This window comes from Bacillus sp. YKCMOAS1 (assembly GCF_030268125.1).
In the GTDB taxonomy this organism is placed as follows: Bacteria; Bacillota; Bacilli; order Bacillales; family Bacillaceae; genus Bacillus; species Bacillus safensis.
Map to the genome: position 1 here is coordinate 530,067 of NZ_BSEI01000002.1, position 20,415 is coordinate 550,481.

Sequence of the window (20,415 nt, forward strand, 5' to 3'; positions counted from 1 at the left end):
AGAAGACTGAGTCCCACAATCATGAGTCAAAAAGCAGGAGATGACATATAAAAGTGAAAGAAGACATCATTCAATTATCCATCCCGACGCCGTTTGCCGTTGGGGATGTGCATGCATATGTATTAAAAGGAGAGGCCGTAACCTTAGTAGATTGCGGGCCGATGACAGAAGAGGCAGAGCATGCCTTTGTCACGCAACTAAAGGAACATCGTTTATCGATAGACGATATTGATCAAGTGGTGCTGACCCATCATCATGCAGATCATGTCGGTCTATTGAATTTGATGAAACCTCATGTCCGTGTGATCGGACACCAGCTAAATGAGCCGTATATTAGTCAGGATCCAGTGTTTAAGCAGCACCAAGTGGACTTTATGGTTCCTTTTTTTCAGCAGTTAGGTGTGCCGCTTCGACAAAATGAGTGTGAAAAAATGGTGAAGCAATCTTATACATATTCTTGTACTTCACATGTAGATGAGGTCATAAAAGAAGGTGATCGTTTAAGCGGGCATGAACACTTCTTTGTGATGGAAACACCCGGACACGCACAGTCTCACCTTTCCTTTCTAGACGAAAGAACGGGGAATTTTATTGGCGGCGACCTGCTTTTGACGACCATTTCCTCAAATCCGTTAATGGAAGCACCGTATGAAGGTGAGGAACGTCAAAAATCACTGCTTCAATATAAAGCATCACTTAATCGGTTATTGCGTCTGCCAATCAAGACGATTTATCCGGGACACGGTCAGCTCATCACGGCTCACCATGAATTGATCGAAGAAAGATTTAAGAAACAAGAAAAACGGGCAAACACAATGTATCAGCTGCTCAAACAAAAAGAAATGACAGCCTTTCATCTTTGCCGTAAGCTATTTCCAGTGCTATATGAAGAGGCCTTATTTTTAACGATGTCAGAGACAGTCGGTCAGCTTGATGTGCTCTTAGCGGCTGGTCAAATTGAAGAATTAGAAAAAGACGGAATCGTCTATTATAGGGCAAACTAAGGAGTGAAACGCATGGGGCGATTGACAGGAAAAAGAATTTGGATTACAGGCGCATCTGGGGGCATTGGTGAAAAAATGGCGTACTTGGCAGCAGAAGAAGGCGCAGAAATCATAATTTCAGCAAGACGAACAGAAAAGCTTACAGATGTGAAAGAAAAAATTGTGAGCGCTGGCGGGGTGTGTCACATTGCTCAGCTTGATGTCAGCCAGCTTGAGGATATTGATCGCGCGTATGAAGAAGTGGGGCCGGTCGATATTTTGGTCAACAATGCCGGCTTTGGTGTATTCGATCTCGTCGAAGATGCGTCCATCGAAGAAATGGTGTCGATGTTTGAGGTGAATGTGTTCGGTTTAATCGCCTGCACGAAAAAGGTCATCCCTGAGATGAAGCAAAGAGGGCAGGGACATATTATCAATATCGCATCCCAGGCAGGAAAGGTTGCGACGCCAAAATCAGCCATTTATTCCGCATCAAAGCATGCCGTTCTTGGATTTTCAAACAGCCTCAGAATGGAGCTGGCAGACTCAGGCATTCACGTGACGACAGTCAATCCAGGACCGATTGCAACAGATTTCTTTACCATCGCTGACCGCAGCGGTGAATATGTGAAGAACGTTGACTTTATGATGCTGAGTGCGGACAAGGTGGCAGGCAAAGTCGTATCTGCCATGATGACGAAAAAGAGAGAGATTAATCTGCCCGGGTGGATGAACGCTGGCAGCAAATTGTATCAGTTATTCCCATTTTTATTTGAAAAAGCAGCACGCAAAGCGTTGATGAAAAAGTAACAAAAAAGAAACCGGTTTTGAACTGGTTTCTTTTTTTGAGGTAAGGCTTCATTGCGCCACTTTCTATATCCGTCTTGCCGCTTGCTGAAGCGGGTCCCATACACTGTTGAAGGGCGGTGCATAGCTAATATCTAAATCTTCAAGATCTGTTATGGTCAGCTCTTGGTAAAGGGCAGCCGCCACGATATCGATCCGTTTATCTACACCGTTTCTGCCGATGATTTGGGCACCAAGCAAGGTATGGTCATCGCTTCTGTAGATCAGTTTGACTTTCATTTTCTGCGCATCTGGGTAATATCCTGCGTGATCCGTACTGTCAATGGTGATGGTGGAGAAAGGAATGTCCGCTGCTTCTGCTTCTTTTTCTGATAAGCCTGTTCTTCCCGCTGTCAAGTCCATAAATTTCATGATGGCTGTTCCAGTCACGCCTTGAAACGCCCGGTTTGTTCCTGTCATATGAAAGCCTGCGATTCTCCCTTGTTTATTCGCAGTTGTGCCAAGCGGAATATAATCCAGTGATTTTTTGATGCGGTGATAGGTCGCCGCGCAATCACCAGCAGCATAAATGTCTTTTATATTGGTTTGCATGTATTGATTTACTGCAATAGCGCCATTTTGAAGACGCTTGATACCGGTACGATGTAAAAAGGAGGTTTGCGGAGTGACGCCGATGGCCATGATGACCATATCTGTTTGAATGGTTTGTTTGTCTGTGATAACAGCTGTGACATGTGACTTGCCTTCTAATTGCTGCACTGTTTCTCCAAGTGATACGTGAATACCCTTGGCGTCAGCCTCGTCTTTAAGATATTTTGCCATATCGGAGTCAAAGCCCGGGCCGAGTGCTGCTCCCCGCTGAATGATATGTACGTTTTTTCCGAGCGCTTTTAAATTTTCAGCCATTTCAAGGCCGATATATCCACCGCCAATGATGGTGACATGTGTGATGTCCTTTTTTAAATGGTTCAAAATGGACAGCGCATGCGGGATGGTTTTTAATACGTGTACGCCTTCTAATGGCTGAGTGTCTAAATCCAGTGTGACAGGGCTTGCTCCTGTTGCAATTAAAAGACGGTCATAGCTTTCTGTAAAAGGTTCTTTTGTTTTTGTATGATGACCCGACACTGTTTTTTGCTCTGGGTCAATGGAGGTCACTTCGTGTAAGCATCTGGCGTCAATTCCATATTTCTCACGAAAAGTTTCAGCACTGCGTGCGATCAGCTTTCTGTGATGATCAATGAGACCGCCGATCAAGTAGGGGAGTCCACACTGTCCATATGAGAAAATCTCTCCTTTCTCAAAAGCAACAATGTGTGCATCCGGATCCTCTCTATATATTTGCATAGCGCAGCTCATTCCTGCTGCATCTCCGCCAATCATCACATATTTCATTTGGTGTGCTCCCTTCTATCTATCGTACTGAATACTCTTATTTACCCTCATATCCCTTTTTTTAATGCTTTTTTTGCAAAAGAAGCAAACTTTAGTTGAAAAATAAAGACAGCGCCTTCATTTTAAGCTACAATCGGATTATCGTCTTTTTGGGTTACGAGTTTAGTGAAGATTGGTGGGAAAGACTTTGAGTGACACGCGACTAGATTTTAATACGCTATACACGCGCCATACGAGAGAGGCCTGGGCCGCTCTTGGAGAATATATGCCGGTATCTGTTTCAGAAGAGGAAGCGAGAGCGCTGCAAGGGCTAAATGACTATTTATCGCTCGAAGAAGTTCGAGATATTTACATACCGCTTATTCGTTTTCTGACATTACATGTCTTTGCAGAAAAACAAAAAAACCAGCATGTGAATGCCTTTTTAAACTACCCGCATCATGCCAAAATTCCCTTTTTAATTGGGATTGCTGGAAGTGTAGCTGTTGGGAAAAGCACAACGGCTCGTATCATTGAAACGCTTTTATCGAGGCTTGGAGATGGGCTGAAGGTAAGTCTTGTGACAACAGATGGCTTTTTATATCCTCAAAAAGAATTAAAGGATCGAGGGCTGATGGAAAAGAAAGGATTTCCAGAAAGCTACGATGTCAAAGCCCTGCTGTCTTTTTTAAATGAATTAAAATCAGGTAAACAAACTGTGCATGCCCCGGTATATTCGCATCTGACCTATGATCGGCTTGAAGGGGTGTATGAAACAGTAGAGGATGCGGATATTGTCATTATTGAAGGAATCAATGTGCTCCAATCACCAGCGCTGGATGATCTGAAGGATGAACCGCGTGTGTTTGTATCAGATTTCTTTGATTTTTCGATTTATGTAGACGCCGCTGAAACGCAAATTCAATTATGGTATAAAGAACGGTTTCGTTTGCTAAGAGAAACAGCCTTCCAAGACCCTGAATCCTTCTTTCATCAATATAAAGATTTGACGGATGAAGAGGCAGATCAGATGGCAAGCACGATTTGGAATACCGTGAATCGGCCTAATTTATATCAAAATATTTTGCCGACAAAATATCGAGCTGATCTCATTTTGAAAAAAGGTGATCAGCACAAGGTGGAAGAGATCGCCATCCGCCGGGTATAAAGAAAAAACCGCTCAAACGAGAGAGCGGTTTTTTTTAATGATCTCCACTTACTTTAACAGCTACGTCTGCCGCCGATCGCTTTTTTAAACGGTAATATCCTATGAGTAAGAATGGAACGCCTGCAATGGTGATCATCGACAAGACCGTAAAAATGGAGAGGGGATGGGCTGCACCAAAATAGTCAATGCACAGTCCGCCGACAAACGGTCCGATGACGCTGCCGAGCTGAGAAAATCCCATCGCACCAAAGTACGATCCCTTCACTTCAGGCTTTGCAATATTGTCTACAAAAAGATCCATCATCGCAAACAGCAGAACCTCGCCAATCGTAAACACGACAATGATGAAAGCAAGCATGCCGAGACTCTGTGAAAAAGCAATGGCAAACAAACTGCCTGCAAGAAGAATATTCCCAGTGGTCAGCGACAAAATGGTGGAGTAGCGCTTCGCAATCATGATGAGCGGGTATTGTACGACAATGACAACCACTGCATTTAAAGACAAAAGATAGCCAAACAGTTTAGGACCATCCTCAATCATAGGTGACGCTGATAAGTATTGAGGCAGTGTTGAGCTTAAATGCGAATACCCGAACGAACATAAGGTAACGCCGATGAGGATGATGCTAAAGACCGTATCTTTTTGAATAATGGAAAGGGCTTTTTTGACGCTGATTTGTTTTGTGCTTTCTGGAGCAGCAACTGGATGTTTCTGAAATTGCCAGGCCAGTGTTAATCCGTATAACAAATAAATAAAGGCAGCGACAAGAAATGGAAACGTTGTTTTCGATGACCCGAGATATAAGCCAAGCAGCGGGCCGAAGATTACACCAATATTAATGGCCGTATACCTTAAATTAAAAACAAATAACCGAATACTTGATGGGGTGACATCAGATAAGAGTGCTTTAGACGTCGGTTCAAACAGTGCTCGGCACAGTCCATTTAAAGCGTTCATGAGGAAGAAGACCCAAATGGCATCTGCAAACGCAAAGCCAACAAAGACAAATGACCAGCCAAAGATGGATAGAAGCATGACTTTTTTTCTGCCGATTCGGTCAGAAACATAGCCGCCGTAAAAACTCGCAACGATCCCAATAAGGGAGCTGACGGCAATGATTAACCCAGCTGAAGAAGCTGAAGCCCCTTTGACTTGTGTCAAATAAACGGCCAAAAAAGGAATGCTCATGGACGTCGCCATTCGGCCGAATATGGTGCCGATGATGATCGTCCAACTAAGTGGATGTAAAGTACGTAAATTATTTTTCATGCTGTTTCTCCCCTGAGTGTTAAGATGTTCCAATCATACATGAAAAATTGTGCAAATTAAATACACAATTTGATGGAGGGGACATCCGCCATATGACAGAGGAGCTCCGAATAGCCCGCAAATTTGGAGAGCATGTTTTTCTGCCGATGCTTCTATGTCTTTTAGATCTGCTGATTCGTACGATCACTTAAAGACCATTTAATCAAGATCAATCGCGGCAATTTGCTGCAAGGACAGGTGGAGGACATCTTCATCATTGACGATTTTTATGCGCTGCGTTTCATAATGAATGGCTTTCACCCAGCCCCAAAACTGCTGTTTCATACCTGCTGCAGCATATGTCACGCAAATCGCTTGATCCTCTGTAATCGACTGTGTGATCAAAAAATTCATTTCCTCTAGCTGATCAGTGCTCAGCGGAGGAGGCGTGTATTCTTTTTTCTTCCGTTTTTGAGCAAGCAGCTGTTCACGGTGCTCTGGGAGCATCATTCGGCTTGATTCCCACATGATGTTATATCCAGGTGTTAATTTATTGGGATTCATGGATGTTCGCCTCCGTTATTTGTAATGTCCACCAATTTTTTCGGCGCGGTGATACGCCTGCCCTGCGCTTGTTAGTGACGAAGCGTGCAAGAGTGCAGCAGGTCCATACTTCATATGGATGGCATCAAATACTTTGCTGAGTCTGTCTTTTTTTAAATGGTGATCAAATAAACTCAGCTGATATTGGCTGTCAGGCTGCAGCTGCGAGAGAGTAATACCTACACTGCGAATGGGCTGGCCGTCCCAGTGCTGCTGACATAGCTGAATGGCTGCGTCTGCAATATCTGTCCCATACTGTGTGGGTGAATGGAGCTTGATTTGTCTATGAAATCCAGTCGGATGAGAAAAATCAGCACCTCTTACGCCAACAGACACCGTTTGCCCAACATAATGCTTAAAGCGCGCACGTCTTGCCACTTCTTCACTCAATTCAAGAAGGGCGACTTTGATGTCCTCAAAGGACGCATAATCATGGGGAAGGGTCATATGATGCCCAACCGCTTTTTGCTGATCATGTGTGTGAAGAGTGACCGGGGAAGGGTCGTGGCCTAAAGCAGTTCGTTGCAGAAGCTCCCCGTTGATTCCCCAGCGTTTTTTTAGCCGGTCTGACGGATAAGTAGCAAGCGTCCCAATGGTACTGATGCCCATTCGTTTTAAATGGTGCTCCATTCGTTTGCCGACGCCAAATAGTTTTCCAACCGGAAGCGGCCATAAATCTGCCGCGACCCGGTCTGCACGAAGCTCATAGATGCCAGATGTGTTTTTTTTAGCAAAATGGTCACAGGCCATTTTAGCGAGCACTTTATTAGGACCAATGCCAACACGTGCGTAAATGCCCGTCTGGTTCATAATAGTCGTTTGTATATTTTGGGCGATCTCGCGGGGGGAACCGAGTAGTGTCACACTCCCCGTAATATCGAGAAACTGTTCATCAATTGAATAGGGTTCGACAAGATCTGTGTATTGTTCAAGCAGTTCTGTCATCATGACAGAAACATCAAGGTAGCGCTGCATACGTGGACGTACGACGACGGCTTCAGGGCATTTCTCCTGTGCTTCCCATAATCTTGATGCATTTTGTACGCCCCGTTTTTTAGCGAGCGGGCAGGCCGCAAGTACGACCCCGCTCCGCCGCTCAGGATCTCCTGAGACGATGAGCGGCACATCCTTCAAATGGGGAGCCTCCACTTTTTCGACCGACGCATAAAATGACTGCATATCCACAAGCAGAATGGCTCGTTCATTCATCATTTTCACCTCTTAGAACGTATGTTCTGTATATATTTTAACCGCCAGCAGGTGAAATTGATACTGGTAAATCATTCAAAGAGAAGAGTGTAAATCCATACAAAAAAGACGAAGTGTCTCCACTTCGTCTCATCTGTGTAAAATGAGCCATTTTAAGCATGTGCCAAGTTATTAGATGCTTGGAGCGGCTCAGAACGCAAACGATAGGCCGTTAGTTTTTTCTTAGGCTTATGAGTAAACTGCCGCACTACATCCACGTGGTCATCGTAATGATACAGATAAAGGGTCACATCATGCTTGCCAAGCTTTGTTTGCATGGTAAGCGGCGCCGGTCCTTCCTGTGGGTGAAGAAAACGCTCTTCGTCACCAGGGTAAATATAATAGCGTTCAATAAAGATCGCATCATTAAAATGTTGAATAATTTCAGATGTTTGCTGATCATCGAGAGGACGTCCTTGAAACGTCATCGTTGTTTGATCACTTGTTACTTTTGCATGCACTGCATAACGACTAAAAAGTCGTTCAACAACACCAGAAGGCAGCGAAGTGACAAGCAGCTTTAAAAGACTAAACACAACAAGTGAAGTAACAATCCAAACCAATATCATCATCTCCAATAAACTTTTGTTACATTTCTTATATGAACAATTTTAACATAACAAAAGAATGGATCTTTCGCACAAAAAGTGAACTTTTTGAAATAAGTGTGAAGATTTAAAAGGAGATGACAGCAAAAGAACGAAGAACCAACAAAGCTGAAAGGAAAAAAGGCTGATACATCACCTTTACAAACAATTGATCAGACAGGTAGACTATTGAAACAGTTGATTTTTTGTGAAACGGTACAGCTAAAAATGAAAAGGGGCGAGGCCATCATGATACGTCAAGTGAAGCCGTCAGATTTTTATGCGGTCACATCCGTCATTCAAAGCTGGTGGGGAGGCAGAGATTTGCGCGCAAAATTGCCAAAGCTATTTTTCGAACATTTTCAGCAAACAAGTTTTGTCGTTGTTGAAAAAGGTGAACTGATCGGCTTTTTAGTCGGTTTTTTATCGCAATCGGATTCAGATGAAGCGTATATTCACTTTGTGGGGGTACATCCAGACCACCGAAAATTGAAGATTGGCAAAATTCTCTATCAAGCGTTTTATGAAGCGGCTGAAAAGGAAGGAAGAACAACGATTAAGGCCATCACAGCTCCTGTCAATAAAGTCTCGATTGCTTACCATACAAAACTCGGTTTTCAGATAGAAAAGGGAGATAAGACGGTCGATGGCATTTCAGTTTTTTCAGATTACGACGGCATTCATGAAGACAGGGTGCTGTTTGTGAAAAAGCTGGAGGCGAAAGCATGATCATTAGACTGGATCAAAAAAATAAAGAACAAGCAAAAGAGATGTTACATATCCAATTGGCCGCATATCAGCGGGAGGCAGAACAAATAGGCTATCAAGATTTACCGCCCTTAAAAGAAACGGTTAAAGATATAATAGAAACAAATGAGATTTTCATAGGATTTGAAAAAGAGGGGCATTTGTTAGGGATCGCTTCATATGAACTGTATGACGACCGGATCATCCTCAGCCGGTTAGCTGTGCACCCTCATCATGTCAAACAAGGCATCGGGACAGCGCTCCTGCAATCCATAATCCAGCATCAAAAAACAATTGAGCTCACAACAGCGGAAGCAAATATACCAGCAATCAAGCTTTATGAAAAACTAGGGTTTAAACAGAAGGACCGTTTGCAGGTGGAAAACAATCTGATGTTAACAAAGATGGAACGTTTAATGCTTCGAAAAGTGGAAGTGATTGAATACCAACCGAGCTGGCCAAAACAATTTCAAGATGAGCATGACAAGCTGAAAAAGATAGTTGGCGACAACTGGGGATATGGCCACCATATTGGCAGTACGTCAGTCATAGGAATGGCGGCTAAGCCAATTATTGATATATTGCTAGAGGTGAAGCATATCAGTCGCTTAGATGAATGTAACCACCTGTTTCGTCAGCTTGGATATGAACCGCTCGGAGAAAATGGACTCAAGGGAAGACGTTTTTTTAGAAAAGGCGGCTTGAATCGAACACATCACGTTCACGCCTATGAAGCTGGACATGATGATGTAAAAAGGCATTTGGTGTTCCGAGATTATTTACAAGCTGCACCTGATCGTGCCAAAGCCTATGCCAATAAAAAGCGTCAATTGGCAAAAGCATATCCTGAAGATATGGCAAGTTATATGAAAGGAAAAGATGGGCTCATTAAAGAAATTGAACAAGAAGCGTACAATTGGTCAGAGCAGTTAAAGAAAAACGATCAGACATAAGAACTGGCAGGACGTGAACATGTTTAATTAATGACTGATATGTTACAATGTAACAATCAACGAAAAAAGGATGTTCGGCATGTATATTCATATAACAGAACCAGCAGCAGCGTTCCTTACAAAACAACAAGCAGCGCATGAAACAAAAGAACTGCTCCTTCGATATGATTCAGATGGGTGCGGCTGTGCGGTAAGCGGTGTCCCAATGATTTGGCTCACAGGTGAAAGAACAGGCGAATGGGAAGAGCTCAAGCATAATCAGCTCTTTAAGCTGTACATACACACAGCACAAAAGGTCTTTTTTGACGAGGAAATGACGATTGATTTTAATGAAAAAGCCAACACACTCATGTTGAAAAGTCCTCAACAAATACTCAGCCCGAGAATGGGTATACTTGTAAAGTAAGGTGGAAATGTAGTGGATCAAAAGCTAAAAGTGATACAAAATACGGCACAAAATAAAACATGGGTGTCGTTTTTAAATAACAATCATCCCTATAGCCTTTTGCACTGGTCAATAGGTGGAATGGATTCGGTGAAAAAGGACGTTTGGCTTCTTCAAGATGAAGTCACATTTGAAACGGAAGAATTTCCAACACTCGAATTAGCTGTCAATTGGATCAAAGAGAATATGGACCAAGTAACAGATGTATTATAAAAGCCCTTTTTCGAAAGGGTTTTTTTCGTGCGTTCATCATCTATCAAACGGCACGGTTGTCTAATCTGAAAAATGATCTTTTGAAACAGAAAAAGGCGTTTTCAGCAAACAATTCGACAAAATGAGCAAGCTGGAAATAAAAAAATAATGGCTGTAAATGCCGAAAAATAGGCATTTGCAGCGTTTATTGCGGGATACCGAAAACTTTGCGAAAAATGACATTTCATATTTCTTCCATTCGAGGAAATGTGATAGAATACAACATGTATCGTATATGAGAAGGGAGGTGCTAAAGTGAATTGAAGCTCAAGCTGTCATCGCCTCAGGTTGGAATCAAAATAAACGAATGGTATAGGCAGATTTGCGGATTTCATGTGATGAAAGCAGAGAAGCTGAAGGCGGAGATCGAGCAGGAAATCCTCGAAATGGAGCAGGATCAAAACTTGTTATTGTTTTACCAGCTGATGGATTTTCGCCACAAGGTAATGCTTGAATATTTTGAACCGGCAAAGAAAGCCTCGAATGATGAAGAGATTAAGAATTTGCTAGAAACGATCGAACATTCACAAACGAAATTAACGGATATGCTTGAATACTATGTTCATTTTTTTACAGGAATGTTTGAATTTGAACAGAGAAACTACTTAAGTGCCATTGCTTATTACCGCTCAGCAGAAAAAAAGCTCAATCTCATATCAGATGATATAGAAAGAGCAGAATTTTACTTTAAATTAGCAGAAATTTACTACCACATGAAACAAACCCACTTTTCGATGCACTATGCCTTGCAAGCGTTAGATACGTATTCTGCCTACAGAACGTACACGCTGAGAATCATCCACTGTGAATTTGTCATTGGTGCAAACTATGATGATTTGAAATGCTATGAACATGCATTGCCCTACTTTAAAAATGCTCTAAAGCGAGCACGCTCAATTGGAAACCCTCGAGTCATAGGTTCGGCCCTTTTCAACTTAGGTAACTGTTATTATCAAATGAACGACCTTGCGGAAGCAAGCCGTTATCTGAAAGACTCTATTGAAGTGTTTGAAAAGGAGAATTTAACCCATCTTAATCGCTCTCTAGACCCACTATTTATGCTGACACAAATCCTGTTTAAACAAAAACAAATAGAAGAGTCGTTAACCCTCTATCAACAAGGTATTATGAAGGCCTGTGAATTAGAAGATGAAATTTACATCTGCAAATTTCAGTTCTTAAAAGCATTATACGTTGATGCAGACATAACAATCATAGACGATACATTAGACCTGCTCGAGGACAAGCGCTTATACCCGGATATTGAGGAATTGGCACTTGATGCGGCTCATTATTACAATGAGCTTGGACTGTTTGAAGTATCTACCCGGTTTTACGAAAGGAAAATTCAAGCCATATCAAAAATTCAAAATGGGGGTCATTTATATGAAAACGAGTTTGATAGTTCTTTTATTGGCAGCAACTGCAGGATTATCGGTCATGAGTCAGCAACAATCGGAAGAGAGCCATATGGAGCTTGCGGGCAGACACCATACAACAGTGGTGACTATCGCATAAGTTAGCTCAAAAAGAGGGGACGAACTGCTGTTCATTCTCCTCTTTTATTTTCATTCAATTCAAACCTTTGAAGAAATGTTTGAATTTCTTGCTCATAAGCTTCCTTATTTTCGCTAAAAGACATTGCATGCGCACCGTGTGGCGCAATAAACAACTGTTTGTCACCCTTTTTTCGTGCATATAACTGCTGACTTTGCTCACAGGGGATATAGTCGTCATGGCGGCTATGAATAAAAAGTACAGGTTCTTTCACCCGATCGATCACATCAAGAGGGGAAACTTGCCGGATGCGGTATCCGTCCCGCCATTTTAACACTTGATCACTTAATGGAAGAATCCATTGCCCTGAAAGGCGAAAATCTGTTTTTAATCGATACAGAAGCTGGTCCTTAAAAGAAGCAAAAGGGCAGTCTGCTATGTAAAAATTGGCGTTTGCTTCCAGCTTTGCGGCATATAACAAGGTCGTGACTGCACCCATTGATTCTCCGTGTATCCCAATGATGGCACTTTCTCCGAGTCTTTGTCTGAGCCACTTTACGATCTTTGCTAGATCTTCTTTTTCATAATATCCATAACTCGTGGTTTTCCCGCCGCTCATCCCGTGTCTTCTATGATCATAAAGCAGCACATTCCATCCGAGCTTTTGGAATAATTTCATATACTTAACGGAATTAATCAAACTGACTGTCACACCGTGGCAAAGTACGATTGTGCGTGTTGTATGAGGATGCGGCACAAAATAGCCATGTAGATTATAACCAAATGCTGAAGGAATACACACTTTCTCTTTCTTAAGCTGCTGAAATTCCTCGTGATGATAATGGCCTCCATCTGATTCTCGTTTGATGAGCTCTTCATCCGTTAATTTTCGAATATACATCATTTTATTGGTGAAAAAAATGCCGATTACAGCGAGTGGACATAATATGAAGGCAAATATAGCAATCCATTTCTTCATCTAGCCAATTCTTCCTTTCCGGAGTTTTTTCTATGACGATCATACCACATCTTGGTAGATTGGCGTGCCTCTTGCTCAGAAAATAAAACGGATGATACACTAAGTCAAAAGGAGAGAGGCACAATGAAAAAGACCAATCAGGATCAAGCGAAATTAAAGGACGGCATAAAGGACGATGTCAAACAGCAGCTTCTTCAAATGAAACAGAACCTCGCCGTCGAAACAGAAAAAAGAGAAGAACAAAAACGACAAGACCTCCTTCGGCAGCAGAAAGAAAAAGAAAAAAACAAAAGCTTTTCAGAGCTGCTAGATGAAAGCCATTTAGACTGGAGAAAGTATAAAAGCTAAAAAAGGGAGCAATGATGCTCCTTTTTTCATGTCATCATCATTGAGATAGATCCACAGAGAATAAACATAGGTCCATAAAGAGAAAAGCATTTCTGCCCCCTTCATATCACTTCATTTCAGAATCGCGACAGTATAATCTTTATAGTCAAACGAGACGAAATCCCATAACTTATGTTTTTAAACAGAAGTAAAAAGGTGAGTAATGATTTATTTAAATTCCTTTTTATTGAAAATATGGTCATTAAGACCCTTTTGATAGAGGATCGTTCTCCTTATAATGAAGGTGTATTACAAAATTTGGGAATGGAGATGATTCACATGAAATTGAGAAAAACAATGGCTGGAGTCGCTTTATCTTTAGGATTGCTTTTACCTGTTTCTGGACAAGCTCTTGCAACAAATGATTTAACGAATGCGGATGTGAGTACAAAGGCTACTTCAATTGTAGATTGTTCCAAAACTCCTTTTAAAAAAGAAGATAATAGATTATGTATGTTTTCAGATAATGGCGTTTTTGCAAATAGTTTCAACCAATTTGGTACTACATTTTATCTTAAAGGCAAATCTGGAAATTATGCATTTTATGAAAGTAAAAATAAAAGTTAATAAGACAACGGGGGCTCTTAGCCCCTCATACTGAGAGAAAACAAGATCGCATTTTTGTTCCTCTGGTTGAGGAGAAAATAAAATGTAAGTGCCAAGTTCTTCTCTCATCTGCATATGAGAACATGAAAACGTTCATTCATCATACATACACTAAAATAAAAAATTGTAGAAAAACACGAGTTTTTCTACAATCTGAGAGATCACACCATGTGATCTCTTTTTATATTATTTAAACCGGTGCGCTTCATACACAAACGGTTTTGTATAGTAAGTTACTGCTTTGACTTCTTGGTCGCTTAAAGAACGTGCATTTGCTGCTGCTATGTTTTCTTTTAACTGATCCACTGAGCTTGCGCCAAATACAACGGAACTGACCGCAGAATGTTTCAGTACATACTGAATGGACAGTTCAGTGAGGGACAGGTCATAAGCGACTTTCTTTAAAGAAGGAATGATCTGCTGGAGCTCTTCAAATGAATATTGAAGATAGCCGTTTTTTTGAATCACTGCACTTGCTTGAGAAAGTGGTTTTTCAGTTAATAATCCTTTCGCTAAAGGACCTCTTGCGACGACGCTAATGCTTTGTTCTTCAAGAAGAGAGAACCATTCTTCCGGGCGGCGGTCGAGTAAGCTATATTGCATCATCACGCTTACGATATTGGACTTTTTGGCATATTCCTTAATGACATTTGGGCGGATAGATGAAATGCCATAATAGCGAATAACGCCTTCCTCTACTAATTCTTCAAAAGCCTCAATGGTTTCATCAATGGGGTCATCAATCGTGCCTCCGTGCAATTGATATAAATCAATATAATCTGTTTGAAGCCGCTTGAGGCTTTGTTTTACTGCTTCCTTTATGTACGCCTTTGAAGGGTCCCAGTCCCAGCCTGGTTTGCCTTTTTCAAAGCGGTTGCCGCCTTTTGTCGCCAAAATCAAATCCTGCCGTCTATTTTTGATGGCTTCCCCAACAATTTCCTCATTTGTCCCAAAATCATATAAATCGGCTGTATCCAAATAGTTAATTCCGAGATCAATGGCCTCATCTAATAAAGAGAGCGCTTTTTCTTTTTCAGTCCCAAGAGACATGCATCCTAGTGCCGCCTCGCTCACTAAAAGATCTGAGGTGCCAATTCGTCTTTTTTTCAATTCCATCACACTCCTATCCTTTCACATTAAGTGAAAAAAATCAGGAATTCAAGCTAGGTGATTTCAAATGGCGCATTGAAGCAAGCGTTCTGCTTTTCGCTTCTCTTAAATCATCTATGTTAAAATAAATGAAGTAAAAAGTGAAAGTAGAACGAGGAGCTGACAAAATTGAAGGACTTTGAAGAAAAAACATTATCGTCGAAAGAATTATACAACGGAAAAATCATTGATTTGGTACTTGAAGATGTAGAATTGCCGAACGGAAAACAAGGCAAACGAGAAATCATTAAACATCCTGGTGCAGTAGCTGTCATTGCACGTACAGACGAAAATAAAATCATCTTGGTCAAACAATACCGTAAAGCACTAGAGAGAGCCATCGTTGAAATTCCGGCTGGAAAACTAGAAAAAGGGGAAGAGCCGGCACATACAGCATTAAGAGAATTAGAAGAAGAAACAGGATATACAACTCAGCAGCTTCAAAAGCTGACGGCCTTTTATACATCACCTGGTTTTGCAGATGAAATTGTTCACATTTATCTAGCAGATCAGCTAGTTCCGCTTGAAGAAAAAAGAGAGCTGGATGAAGATGAATTTGTCGAAGTAATGGAAGTTTCATTAGAAGAAGCCTTGCACCTCATTGAAAAGCAGCATATTTACGATGCAAAAACAGCCTATGCCATTCAATACTTACAACTGCAAGAGGTACTTGAGTCAACAAAATGAAGGAATTTTTTGCTGACATCCATATTCATATTGGCAGAACAAGAACAGGCAGAGCTGTCAAAATTACAGGTGCAAGGTCATTGACAATTGACCAAATTCTCATTGAAGCAGCAGAAAGTAAAGGGATGGGGATGATTGGTGTGATTGATGCACAATCTCCAGAAGTCTTAGAAGAGTTAATAGAGGGTGTAGAGGAAGGCCGGTACACGGAACTAAATGACGGCGGTCTATCATTTGGACCGACAGTGCTGCTTTTAGGCAGTGAATTAGAGATCAATGATGACCATTCAAAGGGTCCGATTCATGTGCTGGCATTTATGCCCACATTACACAAAATGTCTGAGTTCTCCGCATGGCTTTCGCTTCATATGAAAAATGTGCATTTGAGTTCACAGCGCCTCTATGTTGATGGGAAAACACTTCAGCGCAAAGTAAAGGAGCTAGGAGGATTGTTTATTCCTGCTCATATTTTTACGCCGCATAAAAGTCTATACGGCAAAGGGGTGAACACTTCTTTAACGGAAGTATTTGACCCTGATCTTATTGATGCTGTTGAGCTTGGTCTTAGCTGTGATACGTCAATGGCTTCCCGGCTGAGTGAGCTGAACCGGTATCCCTTTTTAACGAATTCAGATGCTCATTCTTTAGGGAAAATCGCGCGAGAATATACAAAAATCAAAATGGATCATGCCTCTTTTGCCGAATTCAAGCTAGCCCTTGAAGAAAAAGATGGTAGAGCTGTCACAGGAAATTATGGACTTGCTCCGCGGCTTGGGAAGTATTATCATACGACCTGCGAGAAATGCGGGGTAAGACCTCACGCATCAGATCAGGAAGAGTGCCACGAATGCGGACATACCCGGATGACAAAAGGAGTAAGTGAGCGTTTAAAAGAGCTTGCTGACCAAGAAAGTGAAAAAAGAATGAGACCTCCTTATGTTCATCAGCTCCCACTCCAGTTTATTCCGGGTGTTGGACCTAAAACGCTGGAGAAGCTAAAAGCCGTGTTTCACACAGAGATGAATATTCTGCATCAAGCAACAGAACAAGAACTAAAAGCCGTTTTGCCAGAAAAGACAGCGGGCTACATCATCAAAGCAAGAAAGGGCGAAGTCGGACTAATCGCTGGTGGAGGCGGAGTGTACGGTAAGGTGGATATCAATCATGAGTCACATTAAATGGACATGTCAAACGTTTGAACAATTGTCAAAAGAGGATCTTTACTTGATTCTTATGGAAAGAGTTAACGTGTTTGTTGTAGAACAAACATGTCCTTACCCTGAAATTGATCACAGGGATCAAGAAGCAATTCATCTCATCGCAAAAGAGAATGGTACCATTGTGGCTTATTGCCGAATTTTTCAAAACGGGATCGTGTACAAAGAGGCGTCCATCGGCCGTGTTCTTGTGACGCAGGCCGGCCGGAAAAAAGGGTATGGAAAGATGCTGCTCATCAAGGCTTTGGAAAAGCTTAATGAACTAGGTGAAACAAGTGTCAAAATACAGGCGCAAGCCTACCTGAAGTCATTTTACGAATCATTTGGTTTCAAGGTCGTCTCAGATGTTTATGATGAAGATGGGATTCCGCATTTTGATATGATAAAAACAGAAAGATAGACGTATTTACGTCTATCTCAGCGTGTAGACAAACCCTTGCATTCGTTGTCAGGTCTGCGCTCCGGTGCTCGCCCTTCCTAGACTGCAAAGGTTTTCTATCACGCTGAAAAGAAGACAAAGGGCTAAAATTAAGATCATTTTAGCCCTTTGTCAACAATCTGAGATAGACGTATTTACGTCTATCTTTTTTATGTAACATCGTGTATCATAACGTCAACGAAAGGGGTTTTGCCAAATGGGAAAAAGCAAAGCAAAGAAAAAACGAGAGCATATCCAAAGGCAGCACAGCCGTAATCCAGAACTGTCGAGAGGAAACATGCCGCATTTTAGCACACACGAAAGGAAGACAAAAACAAAACAAGAAGTCTTGCAGCACATGATGAAAAAACATAAAGGACGAAATGCTTATGATCACTATCAAGAGGATCATAAGCATTTTTATTTTGCTTTTTTGTGACAACTAGATCAAATAAATGGAAAAATTTTAAAAAATAGGACAAACGGTCGTTTCTTTTTGTCTAAAAATGTAGTTAAATGACAAAAAGAAACGAAAGGGAGAGTGAGTATCGTGAACGTCAAGTCATTTGGAGCAGGGCTTTGTATGGCAAGTGTGCTTGTGGCATCGGTCATGTTTGGCGCGTCAGATATTTCTGCAAAGGAGCAAGCAAAAAAAGAGTACATGATCGGCTTTTCTTCTTCCGTTCAAGACAAAATACAAAAACAGCTTGTAGAAGAAGCTGGCGGGCATGTGAAAGAATCCATAGAGCAAATAGATATGATGAAAGTGTCGTTGAATGAGACATCGAAAAAGAAACTGAATGAAGCAAAAGAAGTGACCTTCATTGAGGAAGATCAAAAAGCAAAAACAAGCAGTCAAACTGTTCCATATGGCATCAAAAGCATCAAAGCACAAAAGGTACATAAACAAGGATACGCTGGACAGAATGTCAAAGTAGCAGTTCTTGACAGCGGGATCGACGGCAAACATGAGGATTTACATGTCACCGGCGGGGTGAGCTTTGTACCGACAGAGTCCGATCCGCTTGTAGATCCGCATAAACATGGCACGCATGTGGCAGGGACAATTGCCGCTTTAGATAATAAGGTAGGTGTCGTTGGTGTTGCGCCAAAAGCCTCTATCTATGCTGTTAAGGTGGCAGATGAAAATGGTGACGGCTACTATAGCTGGATCATAAAAGGGATTGAATGGGCCATTGAGAATGACATGGATGTCATCAATATTAGTATGGGGGGAGCAAGTGAATCTGAGGCGCTGAAAGAAGCGGTAGATCGAGCGTATGATAAAGGGATTCTCATTGTGGCTTCTGCGGGGAATGAAGGAAGTTATGGATCTCTCAATACGATTGACTATCCGGCTAAATACAGCTCCGTGATGGCTGTTGCCTCTGTTGACCAAAAAAAGCAAAGAGCTTTTGATTCATCTGTTGGCGAAGAACTGGAAGTCTCAGCACCAGGCGTTTCAACGCTGAGCACCATTCCTCATAACGAATATGGCTACATGAGCGGAACGTCAATGGCATCACCGCATGTAACGGGCGCTGCGGCTGTCATTCTATCAAAACATCCGAATCTGACAAACGATGAAGTGCGTGAGAGACTGTCAAAAACGGCGACAAAACTTGGAGAACCTTTTTATTACGGTGCCGGGCTTGTGAACGTACAAAAAGCCGCACGATAAATGAAAAAGAGAAAGCAGTGAGCAGGCTGCTTTCTCTTTTTTCTTTCAATAAAACTGTCATGTTTCGTAATCTCTCTCATAGAATCTAGTAACCTTACGATTTGGGAGGAAGACACATGCGGAAAAAGTCTTGGAAGGAGCATCTTCTTCAGCACGTAAAAGATCATCTCTCGATTTATTTATTTGTCTCTGTACTCTTTTTAATGGGTGTGATCTTCGGTGCCATCATTGTCAATAGCATGACATTCAGCCAGAAAGAGGATTTATTCTATTATTTAAATCAATTTTTTGGTCAGCTGACGAATGAGAAAGCAGCAGAATCAAAAGAAATGTTTTTACAAAGCTTCCTGCATCATATGAAATATTTAGGCCTTATGTGGATACTGGGAATATCCATCATTGGTCTGCCGCTCATCTTTCTCATGATCTTTTTAAAAGGAATTGTTGTTGGATTTACTGTTGGTTTTCTCGTGAATCAAATGGGGCTGAGTGGATTTTTTCTCTCGTTTGTATCGGTGCTTCCGCAAAACATTCTGCTTATTCCAGCCTATTTAGTGATTGGCACCTGTGCGATTGCGTTTTCCATCCGTCTCATTGGACAGCTCTTCATGAAAAAAACCATCAGTCAAGCACCCGTCCAGTGGTTTGGCCGGTATGCATCGGTTCTGCTGATGATTTTAGCGCTTGCTGCACTTTCATCTTTTTTTGAATCGTACATATCATTCATGCTCATGAAAAAGCTGGCAGGCGTTCTTTTATAATTGTTATTAATTAAAAATCAATTTATTTATCAATTTAAAATGATTATAGTTGGCTCTCAGCACATCATTTGATATAATGATCAAGTAATGTGGCGTAGGAGGGAAAGTCAATGGAAAATAGGATTGATCGAATTAAGAAACAGCTTCATTCTTCCAGCTACAAGCTCACGCCACAGCGTGAAGCCACAGTAAGAGTACTGCTTGAGAATGAAGAAGACCATTTAAGTGCAGAAGATGTATACCTCCTCGTAAAAGAGAAGTCTCCTGAAATTGGTCTTGCTACTGTTTATCGGACGTTAGAATTGCTCACTGAACTGAAAGTTGTTGATAAAATTAACTTTGGAGACGGCGTTTCGCGATATGATCTTCGCAAAGAAGGAGCCGCTCACTTCCATCACCATCTTGTCTGCATGGAATGCGGAACAGTCGATGAGATAGAAGATGATTTATTAGAAGATGTCGAAGAGATTATTGAACGTGACTGGAAATTTAAAATTAAGGATCATAGATTGACATTCCATGGTATTTGCCACCGGTGTCATGATGATGAATCCGGCAAATAATCCGAATTGGAACCTTTTCATTTAAGATGAAGAGGTTTTTTGCATTTTCGCTGT

At 41.6% G+C, this 20,415-nt stretch carries 24 protein-coding genes; 17 read left to right on the forward strand and 7 right to left on the reverse strand.

Annotated elements, in window-relative coordinates; translation table 11 throughout:
• Window positions 1-53: 53 nt before the first annotated feature.
• Window positions 54-1,004 carry an MBL fold metallo-hydrolase gene (locus tag QSJ46_RS07560; protein WP_107163391.1) on the forward strand — a complete coding sequence of 317 codons (951 nt, stop codon included), beginning with the start codon at window positions 54-56 and terminating at the stop codon, window positions 1,002-1,004.
• Between the two features lie 12 nt (window positions 1,005-1,016).
• Window positions 1,017-1,793, forward strand: coding sequence for an SDR family NAD(P)-dependent oxidoreductase (locus QSJ46_RS07565; RefSeq protein ID WP_039179737.1), 777 nt, complete (start codon window positions 1,017-1,019; stop codon window positions 1,791-1,793).
• A gap of 63 nt (window positions 1,794-1,856) precedes the next feature.
• On the opposite strand, the gene QSJ46_RS07570 is transcribed toward QSJ46_RS07565, so the two are convergent.
• A complete protein-coding gene (locus QSJ46_RS07570) occupies window positions 1,857-3,185 on the reverse strand; it encodes a CoA-disulfide reductase (RefSeq protein ID WP_107163392.1) in 1,329 nt (442 codons plus the stop codon).
• Between the two features lie 187 nt (window positions 3,186-3,372).
• Here QSJ46_RS07570 and coaA point away from each other — a divergent pair, with 187 nt between their 5' ends.
• Window positions 3,373-4,332 (forward strand): type I pantothenate kinase, encoded by a 960-nt coding sequence (coaA, locus tag QSJ46_RS07575; RefSeq protein ID WP_039179731.1) that lies wholly within the window; start codon window positions 3,373-3,375, stop codon window positions 4,330-4,332.
• Between the two features lie 34 nt (window positions 4,333-4,366).
• Here coaA and QSJ46_RS07580 read toward each other — a convergent pair whose 3' ends face one another.
• From QSJ46_RS07580 to QSJ46_RS07595, 4 genes are all read right to left on the reverse strand, one after another.
• The gene (locus tag QSJ46_RS07580) at window positions 4,367-5,602 is read right to left on the reverse strand and encodes an MDR family MFS transporter (protein WP_047202243.1); all 1,236 of its coding nucleotides are present in this window, start codon (window positions 5,600-5,602) and stop codon (window positions 4,367-4,369) included.
• 198 nt (window positions 5,603-5,800) lie between these two features.
• On the reverse strand, window positions 5,801-6,145 hold the full coding sequence (locus QSJ46_RS07585; protein WP_047202242.1) for a YolD-like family protein: 345 nt from the start codon (window positions 6,143-6,145) through the stop codon (window positions 5,801-5,803).
• A gap of 15 nt (window positions 6,146-6,160) precedes the next feature.
• Window positions 6,161-7,393 (reverse strand): DNA polymerase IV, encoded by a 1,233-nt coding sequence (locus QSJ46_RS07590; RefSeq protein WP_047202241.1) that lies wholly within the window; start codon window positions 7,391-7,393, stop codon window positions 6,161-6,163.
• A 152-nt stretch (window positions 7,394-7,545) separates the two neighbouring features.
• Window positions 7,546-7,995 carry a YfmQ family protein gene (locus QSJ46_RS07595; protein WP_047202240.1) on the reverse strand — a complete coding sequence of 150 codons (450 nt, stop codon included), beginning with the start codon at window positions 7,993-7,995 and terminating at the stop codon, window positions 7,546-7,548.
• A 273-nt stretch (window positions 7,996-8,268) separates the two neighbouring features.
• Here QSJ46_RS07595 and QSJ46_RS07600 point away from each other — a divergent pair, with 273 nt between their 5' ends.
• From QSJ46_RS07600 to QSJ46_RS07620, 5 genes are all read left to right on the forward strand, one after another.
• The gene (locus QSJ46_RS07600; protein ID WP_285604528.1) at window positions 8,269-8,748 is read left to right on the forward strand and encodes a GNAT family N-acetyltransferase; all 480 of its coding nucleotides are present in this window, start codon (window positions 8,269-8,271) and stop codon (window positions 8,746-8,748) included.
• Window positions 8,745-9,719 (forward strand): GNAT family N-acetyltransferase, encoded by a 975-nt coding sequence (locus QSJ46_RS07605; RefSeq protein ID WP_224928805.1) that lies wholly within the window; start codon window positions 8,745-8,747, stop codon window positions 9,717-9,719. Before QSJ46_RS07600 ends, QSJ46_RS07605 begins: the two co-directional genes overlap by 4 nt.
• A gap of 79 nt (window positions 9,720-9,798) precedes the next feature.
• Window positions 9,799-10,125: an iron-sulfur cluster biosynthesis family protein gene (locus QSJ46_RS07610; RefSeq protein ID WP_047202238.1), complete on the forward strand. Its 327-nt coding sequence runs from the start codon at window positions 9,799-9,801 to the stop codon at window positions 10,123-10,125.
• Between the two features lie 12 nt (window positions 10,126-10,137).
• Window positions 10,138-10,377 carry a YqkC family protein gene (locus QSJ46_RS07615; protein ID WP_024422884.1) on the forward strand — a complete coding sequence of 80 codons (240 nt, stop codon included), beginning with the start codon at window positions 10,138-10,140 and terminating at the stop codon, window positions 10,375-10,377.
• A gap of 299 nt (window positions 10,378-10,676) precedes the next feature.
• Window positions 10,677-11,939: a response regulator aspartate phosphatase gene (locus tag QSJ46_RS07620; protein WP_047202237.1), complete on the forward strand. Its 1,263-nt coding sequence runs from the start codon at window positions 10,677-10,679 to the stop codon at window positions 11,937-11,939.
• Between the two features lie 26 nt (window positions 11,940-11,965).
• Here QSJ46_RS07620 and QSJ46_RS07625 read toward each other — a convergent pair whose 3' ends face one another.
• Window positions 11,966-12,892 (reverse strand): alpha/beta hydrolase, encoded by a 927-nt coding sequence (locus tag QSJ46_RS07625; protein WP_212039994.1) that lies wholly within the window; start codon window positions 12,890-12,892, stop codon window positions 11,966-11,968.
• A 123-nt stretch (window positions 12,893-13,015) separates the two neighbouring features.
• Between QSJ46_RS07625 and QSJ46_RS07630 the strand changes: the two genes are divergently transcribed.
• Window positions 13,016-13,240, forward strand: coding sequence for a YqkE family protein (locus QSJ46_RS07630; RefSeq protein ID WP_047202235.1), 225 nt, complete (start codon window positions 13,016-13,018; stop codon window positions 13,238-13,240).
• Window positions 13,241-13,435: 195 nt separating this feature from the next.
• The gene (locus QSJ46_RS07635) at window positions 13,436-13,846 is read left to right on the forward strand and encodes an antimicrobial peptide LCI (RefSeq protein ID WP_224928797.1); all 411 of its coding nucleotides are present in this window, start codon (window positions 13,436-13,438) and stop codon (window positions 13,844-13,846) included.
• Between the two features lie 225 nt (window positions 13,847-14,071).
• Here the strand turns inward: QSJ46_RS07635 and QSJ46_RS07640 are convergent, their stop codons facing one another.
• Window positions 14,072-14,995 carry an aldo/keto reductase gene (locus QSJ46_RS07640; RefSeq protein WP_285604529.1) on the reverse strand — a complete coding sequence of 308 codons (924 nt, stop codon included), beginning with the start codon at window positions 14,993-14,995 and terminating at the stop codon, window positions 14,072-14,074.
• A gap of 168 nt (window positions 14,996-15,163) precedes the next feature.
• On the opposite strand from QSJ46_RS07640, the gene QSJ46_RS07645 reads away from it, so the two are divergent.
• From QSJ46_RS07645 to fur, 7 genes are all read left to right on the forward strand, one after another.
• Window positions 15,164-15,721 (forward strand): NUDIX hydrolase, encoded by a 558-nt coding sequence (locus tag QSJ46_RS07645; RefSeq protein ID WP_046311676.1) that lies wholly within the window; start codon window positions 15,164-15,166, stop codon window positions 15,719-15,721.
• A complete protein-coding gene (locus tag QSJ46_RS07650; RefSeq protein ID WP_047202232.1) occupies window positions 15,718-16,899 on the forward strand; it encodes a TIGR00375 family protein in 1,182 nt (393 codons plus the stop codon). Before QSJ46_RS07645 ends, QSJ46_RS07650 begins: the two co-directional genes overlap by 4 nt.
• Window positions 16,886-17,338, forward strand: coding sequence for a GNAT family N-acetyltransferase (locus QSJ46_RS07655; protein WP_039179697.1), 453 nt, complete (start codon window positions 16,886-16,888; stop codon window positions 17,336-17,338). Before QSJ46_RS07650 ends, QSJ46_RS07655 begins: the two co-directional genes overlap by 14 nt.
• A gap of 235 nt (window positions 17,339-17,573) precedes the next feature.
• The gene (locus tag QSJ46_RS07660) at window positions 17,574-17,795 is read left to right on the forward strand and encodes a hypothetical protein (RefSeq protein ID WP_039179694.1); all 222 of its coding nucleotides are present in this window, start codon (window positions 17,574-17,576) and stop codon (window positions 17,793-17,795) included.
• A 111-nt stretch (window positions 17,796-17,906) separates the two neighbouring features.
• Entirely contained in the window at window positions 17,907-19,037 is a 1,131-nt protein-coding gene (locus QSJ46_RS07665) for a S8 family peptidase (protein ID WP_082672218.1), read from the forward strand.
• 116 nt (window positions 19,038-19,153) lie between these two features.
• Window positions 19,154-19,798, forward strand: a complete 645-nt coding sequence (gene spoIIM / locus QSJ46_RS07670; RefSeq protein ID WP_047204127.1) for a stage II sporulation protein M — start codon at window positions 19,154-19,156, stop codon at window positions 19,796-19,798.
• Window positions 19,799-19,908: 110 nt separating this feature from the next.
• On the forward strand, window positions 19,909-20,361 hold the full coding sequence (gene fur / locus QSJ46_RS07675; protein WP_003215577.1) for a ferric iron uptake transcriptional regulator: 453 nt from the start codon (window positions 19,909-19,911) through the stop codon (window positions 20,359-20,361).
• Window positions 20,362-20,415 lie beyond the last annotated feature (54 nt).